This is a genomic window from Cohnella thermotolerans DSM 17683 (genome assembly GCF_000429825.1).
In the GTDB taxonomy this organism is placed as follows: domain Bacteria; phylum Bacillota; class Bacilli; order Paenibacillales; family Paenibacillaceae; genus Cohnella; species Cohnella thermotolerans.
Map to the genome: position 1 here is coordinate 1 of NZ_AUCP01000113.1, position 5,934 is coordinate 5,934.

At 59.9% G+C, this 5,934-nt stretch carries 4 protein-coding genes and 2 pseudogenes; 2 read left to right on the forward strand and 4 right to left on the reverse strand.

From position 1 onward, the window contains the following. Positions 1-278 precede the first annotated feature (278 nt). Positions 279-1,463: a DEAD/DEAH box helicase gene (locus tag G485_RS27070; protein ID WP_084423362.1), complete on the forward strand. Its 1,185-nt coding sequence runs from the start codon at positions 279-281 to the stop codon at positions 1,461-1,463. A gap of 89 nt (positions 1,464-1,552) precedes the next feature. Further along, positions 1,553-1,762 (forward strand): annotated as a pseudogene (locus G485_RS30065) (AbfB domain-containing protein); the annotation flags it as partial. A gap of 174 nt (positions 1,763-1,936) precedes the next feature. Here G485_RS30065 and G485_RS0117025 read toward each other — a convergent pair. From G485_RS0117025 to G485_RS31670, 4 genes and pseudogenes are all read right to left on the reverse strand, one after another. Beyond that, complete coding sequence (locus G485_RS0117025; protein ID WP_051318364.1) at positions 1,937-3,985, reverse strand: carbohydrate-binding domain-containing protein; 2,049 nt, start codon at positions 3,983-3,985, stop codon at positions 1,937-1,939. Positions 3,986-4,007: 22 nt separating this feature from the next. Further along, on the reverse strand, positions 4,008-4,688 hold the full coding sequence (locus tag G485_RS0117030; RefSeq protein ID WP_027093508.1) for a DUF4956 domain-containing protein: 681 nt from the start codon (positions 4,686-4,688) through the stop codon (positions 4,008-4,010). Continuing rightward, a complete protein-coding gene (locus G485_RS0117035; RefSeq protein WP_027093509.1) occupies positions 4,685-5,422 on the reverse strand; it encodes a polyphosphate polymerase domain-containing protein in 738 nt (245 codons plus the stop codon). Before G485_RS0117035 ends, G485_RS0117030 begins: the two co-directional genes overlap by 4 nt. 348 nt (positions 5,423-5,770) lie before the next feature. After that, positions 5,771-5,934: pseudogene (locus G485_RS31670) on the reverse strand (IS110 family transposase); the annotation flags it as partial.

Consider the following 5,934-nt stretch of genomic DNA (forward strand, 5'->3'; position numbering starts at 1 on the left):
GCCGTTGCCACCGAACTTCCGCCTATGTGGCTCAACGGTTTGAGTCTCTTTCGCCGTTGCCACCGAATCTCCGCATATGTACATCAACGGTTGAGTCTCTTTGGACGTTGCCACCAAACTTCCGCCTATGTAGCTCAACGGTTGAGCTTCTTTGTCTCGTAAAATGGACCGCCAGGAAATGCGCAAGTTGCGAGAACGTGGTAAAGTGGAAAGAACGGAAGGCCGCCTTCCCCTCGCGTCACGCTGGGGATTATATTGCCAACCTTAAAGGAGACCCTATGACGTTCAAGGATTTAAAGCTCATCCCCCCGATTCTTAAAGCGCTGGCCAAGGAGAATTACTCCGCGCCGACGCCGATCCAGGAGCAAGCGATTCCGGCCGTTCTGGCCCGCCGGGACTTGTTCGGCTGCGCACAGACCGGAACGGGCAAGACGGCGGCATTCGCGCTGCCGATCATCCAGCTCTTAAGCGAGCAGCCGGTCAAGCCGAATGCGCGTCGCCCGATTCGTTCCCTGATTCTCACCCCGACTCGGGAGCTGGCCATTCAAATTGACGACAATATCAAGATTTACGGTCAATACACAAGACTGAGAAGCGCCGTGATCGTAGGCGGTGTGTCGCAGAAGGCGCAGGAGCAATCGCTGGAGCAAGGCGCCGATATTCTTATCGCGACGCCGGGCCGGCTGATCGACCTGATGAACCAAAGCCTGGTCGATTTGAGACAGATTCAAATCCTGGTGCTGGATGAGGCCGACCGGATGCTGGACATGGGCTTCATCCACGACATGAAGCGCATCATCGCCAAGCTGCCCGCTCAACGGCAGACCTTGTTTTTCTCGGCCACGATGCCGCCGGAGATCACCAAGCTGGTCCAAACCCTGCTGCATAATCCGGTGAAAATCGAAATTACGCCCGTGTCCTCCACCGCCGAGCGGATCGACCAATCCGTTTACTTCGTGGACAAAGAAAACAAGCTGAAGCTGTTGAACTTGTTGCTGCAGGATCGCTCCATCGCTTCGGCGCTCGTCTTCGCCCGCACGAAGCACGGCGCCGACCGAATCGCCCGCGGCCTGAACAAAGCCAATATTACCGCGCAAGCGATCCACGGCGACAAGTCCCAGAACGCCCGCCAGACGGCCTTGAACAACTTCAAGAGCGGCGCGACTCGCGTCCTGGTCGCCACGGATATCGCGGCGAGAGGCATCGATATCGAAGAGCTCTCTCACGTCATCAACTTCAATCTCCCCAACGTTCCGGAGACCTACGTTCACCGGATCGGCCGCACGGGCCGAGCGGGCCTCAGCGGAGTCGCGATCTCTTTCTGCGAGTACGAAGAGATCCCTTATCTGAAGGACATCGAGAAGCTGATCCGGAAGCCGATCCCCAAGGTCGAGGATCATCCGTACCCAATGGTGAATACGGATCCTGCCGCAAAACCGGAAAAGTCGCCTTCGAGGAGATAAGCATACCTGCGACGATAATATGCGCACTGCGGCTTACAGCGGCACAAGCTACACGGCACGCCGCTGTAACCTGACATCTCGTTCTTGAAGCGTTCGCCGACACCTCCGCTTACAAGGAGGACGCGACCTTCCTGCCGGCGGCCGGCTGGGCGGACAGCTCGAAGCTCTCCTTCCAGTCGTACAGCCGGCCCGGTTCCTACGTGCGGCATTACAATTACGTCCTGCAGCTCGACAAGATCGATGCCGCAAGCAGCGCCACGACGAAGAGCGACGCAACCTTCAAGAGATACGACGATTAAACGCCGCAGCGGCAAAAGGCCGGTCCGCGCATCCCGCAAGCGCGGCCCGGTCGCGATCGACGGTTGACCGCCCAACGGACTCACTCCCGTGCAACGTCTGTCGGGCTCATACGACAGGCCATTCCGAGACCCGCCGCCGGGTCCGGAATGGCCTGACTTCTACTGCGCGGCGCCTTACTGGGACTGGCCGCCTTCATCCGCCGGTCGGCCGCCTCCCGGTCCCATACCGCCCCGGCCACCCTGGCCGCCCGGACCGCCCGGGCCGCCGCCACCGGGTCCGCCGCCAGTCCCGCCACCGCCGCCCGGCCCGCGGCCTCCGCCGCCGGTCGTGACGCCGGACTCGTTGACATACGTCACGGTATCGCCCAGCGTGAAGCTGACCACCTTCGTGCCGCCTTCGTACGTGCCGCCTTCATACAGTCCATCCTTCGCCGTTCCGGTTGCCGCTCCTCCGGTGTAGAGAGCGTATGTTTCGCCCGCCTTCAGGTTCGGGGACGAAATCACGATGCTCTGAAAAGTTTTCGCCGGAGCGAAGGTCGCAATCGCGGTTCCCTGGCTTTCCGTCAGCGTCACCAACGTACCTGCCGCAAGCGCGCTCGGGAAGGTCATCAGGATGGAGCGCTGCGACGAATCCTCGGACGGCGCCTGGGCCATGCCCGAGCTGCCGGCCGCAATGAGGAAGCCGCCCGTCTGCTCGAAGGTGCCGTCGTAGTCGAGCGGACCGTTGCCGTTATTCGTCGGGCCGTTCACCAGCACGGTGCCGCCGGACATGGCGATCGAACCGTTGGAGTCCAGACCGTCGCCCGTCGCGTCGACGTACACGTAGCCTCCCGTAATCGTCAGCATGCCGCCGCCCGACGAGCTGAACGAATCCGGGCCGCCGCGTCCGCCAGCCGTCGAATTGTCGTTGCCTCCGCCGACATTGACGCCGTCGTCGCTCGCGGCGATATGGATCTCGCCGCCCGTGATGGCAATGTCCGCGCTCTCGATGCCTTCATAGCTCGCGGTGACGTCGATCGTGCCGCCGGCGACGGCAAGCGAGGTGTCCGCGTGAATCCCGTCGTCGCCTGTCGCCAGGCTGAACTGCCCGCCCGTGATGGCGATGCTGGCGTTGCTGTGAATGGCGTCGTCGGCCGCGTCGATCTGGAACGTGCCGTCCGTGATCGCCACGTTCGCCGTCGCTTTCAGCCCCTTGCCGCTGGACGATTCCGTATCGTCCGCCTGAGACGCAGCAGCCTGCGTCTTATCTTGCAGGCCGTTCTGGAATCGGCCCGGCGGCTGATCCTGCGCATGCGTCTTCGTCGATGCCGCGCTGCCTCCGCCGGATACGATATGATACGTACCGCCTCCGATGACGATGGTGGAAGCCGCCTGGATGCCGTTGCTGCCGGCCTGAATGTCGAACGTCCCTCCCGCGATCGCCACGAAGCCCTTGTCCGCGTCGGTGTCGTTCGTCGTCTTCACGCCGTCGCCGCCCGCCTCGACCGTGACCGTGCCGTCCTTGACCGCCGCCAGATCGCGGCCGATCAGCCCGTCGTCGACGGCCTTGACATCGATTGTGCCGCTCATGATCTTCAGATCGTCCTTGGAGGTGATGCCGTCGTTCGAGTTGCCTTGGACGGCCAGCTTGCCGGCGCCGTTGATCGTCAGATCGCCTCGGCTGAAGATCGCGGCGGTCGGCGCGTCATCGGACGTATCCGCATACGTCTCGCCGTCCGACACGGCATTGTCCGTGCCTTCCTGCAGCGTGACGATCGTCTTGTCCGCTTCCTTGACGTAGATGGCCGCGCCGTCGCCGTTGCGGATCGTCGCGCCGTTCAGCACGAGATGCACGACGGCGTCTTCCGGCGCGTCGATCACGAGCTGGCCGTCGTCCAGCGAGCCGCTCACCACGTAAGTGCCGGCGGCCGTGATCGTCACGACGCCGCCTTCCGCCTCCGCTCCCGAGCCGTCGACGGAAGCTCCGGCGCCGCTGAGCGCGATCGCGGTCGAGCTGTCCGCGCTCCAGGACGTCCGCTCGTCGTCCTCGTCGTACCCGGCCTGCTCGGTCGGATCCAGGCCGGCCAGTTGGACGCTGGCGGCAGCGGCCGCCTCGCTGGCCGCCGACGCGGACGCCGACGCATCGTCGGACGCAGGACTGGCAAAATTCGCGCTGCATCCCGCCGCCAATACGGCGCACAAGAGAGCGGTAACGATCATCTTCGCTCTGGGGGTATATTTCATTTTCGATCCACCTCTCCTTCGGTTAGTATTCCTGCACGACAGGATTCATCGTGAGCGTAATATCGAGATTGCCGTTGCGGGTTCGGACGGCGTCAAGAAGCTCCTTCTGGTTCGTGTCCGGGCCGATCTTCACGGCGTACACCAGCTCATAGAGGCTTCCGAGCTCAGTCGTGCGGACTTTCTTCAGCTCATAGTCGACATTGAACTTCTTGAAAATCTCGTCGAAGGCTTCCTCGTACCCCAAATTTTCCGGAATAGTGACCTTCAGCGTCTTCAGCGACGCCTTGTTCGCTCCGAATTTGACGGCCTTCAGGACGAACATCAGCACGCACAGGAACACGGTGAACAGAACCGCATAGCCGTAAGCGCCTACGCCGCAGGCCAATCCCGCCGCCATCGTGAACAGGACGTACGAGATATCCTTGGAATCGCCCGGAGCGCTTCGGAACCGGATGATGGAGAAGGCGCCGGCGAGACTGAACGCCCTCGCGATATTGCTGCCGATCAGCAGAATAATAATGGCCACAATCGTCGGCAGCACCATCATCGTGAGCGTGAAGCTCTGGGAATAGGCCGTCTGGGTCTTCATATACGTCCAGCTGATGATGCCGCCCAGGACGATGGCGATGCCGAAAGTCAGCAGCGCGTCGGCAAGCGTTAATTCCGTCGTGGCGGCGGTTGAAGCGAAGATAGATTCGATCATAGGACGATGCTCTCCCTCTCGTTCGCGTATCGGATCGATTTTTTGTACTCGTTGCCGTATTTGGAGAAGCTCGTTCGGTACATCCGGTGCTCCGACAGCATTTTGGCCAACCAGACCGGGATCGTCTTCTCCGCCTTCACTTCCATCAGCCACTGGCCCCGATCGAGAAGCTGCTCGCCATAGTCGCCGCTCTCCAGCTTCAGATCGTAGCGCCTCGACCGGATATTCGTATCGAACGTGATTCGCAGATCCCGGTTGCCCTTGCAGAACATCGCGATCCGGTCGTAGGCCAGGTACACCATCGGCTGCAGCTCGTACCTCGACAGGAAGTACTCGATCTCCCCGATGACCTGCTTGTTCATTCCCTCCCGGTACTCGGGCGGCCGGCCCGTCCTGACAAATTCGTAAGCTTCGTGAAGCTTCAGCGCCGTCCTGCGCTTGTTGACGAGGCCGAACACCTTCTTCTTCAACTCCAGGTAGACCTTGGCGTCGGGGGCGGGGACCCCGTAGGCCCGAATGCGCAGCTTCTCCTTGTACTTTGGCCTCGACAGACTGTCGCGGACCAGCGTATGCCGTTCGGTGTCGTAGTAAAGGTTGCTGATGGAGTAGAACTTGTCGTCCTTGTTGTATGCGTCCGGCTCCATATATTCCATCAGACGGTTGTAGATGCCGTAGAACGCTTTGGTATCCATCAGATACTTGTTCTCATATCGGTTGAACACTTCGATTGCCATGTTCAGCGCTCCTCTCCTATAGCGATGAAGTCGCCTTCATGCCTGTATCTTAGGGCGCGAACCTTTAACGAATCTTAAATTGTAAACGCAGTGTAAATTTTGAGTTGCACCCGTGCGGCGATTGCGATTAAGGTTGATTAAAGGTTCTTTTCCTACAATAAAAGGCACGACGACATAGAGAGCAGCGGTACGATGTCAAGTCCTTAAATTCAATGATTTTGAATGAACCGCACTCTTTTCAGGGGGTGACCCGGAAAAAGGCAAACCCAAACTAAACCCGCCCTACCTAGATTTTTCAGATATTTCCTAAATATCAAGGAAATAGGCGGTTAGATGAAAGGGCCTATGTCATGCGTTTTGTCGGATCACCTCTCTGGGTTCGTAAAGTCGGTTGGTTCGCAGCAGATAATCGACCAACCGCACCAATTTACGAGCTGTAAGCGCAAGGGCACGTTTTTCGGCATACTTGGCCGGTTCCGCCGCTTTGAGACTGAAGTACTTCGCAAATACAG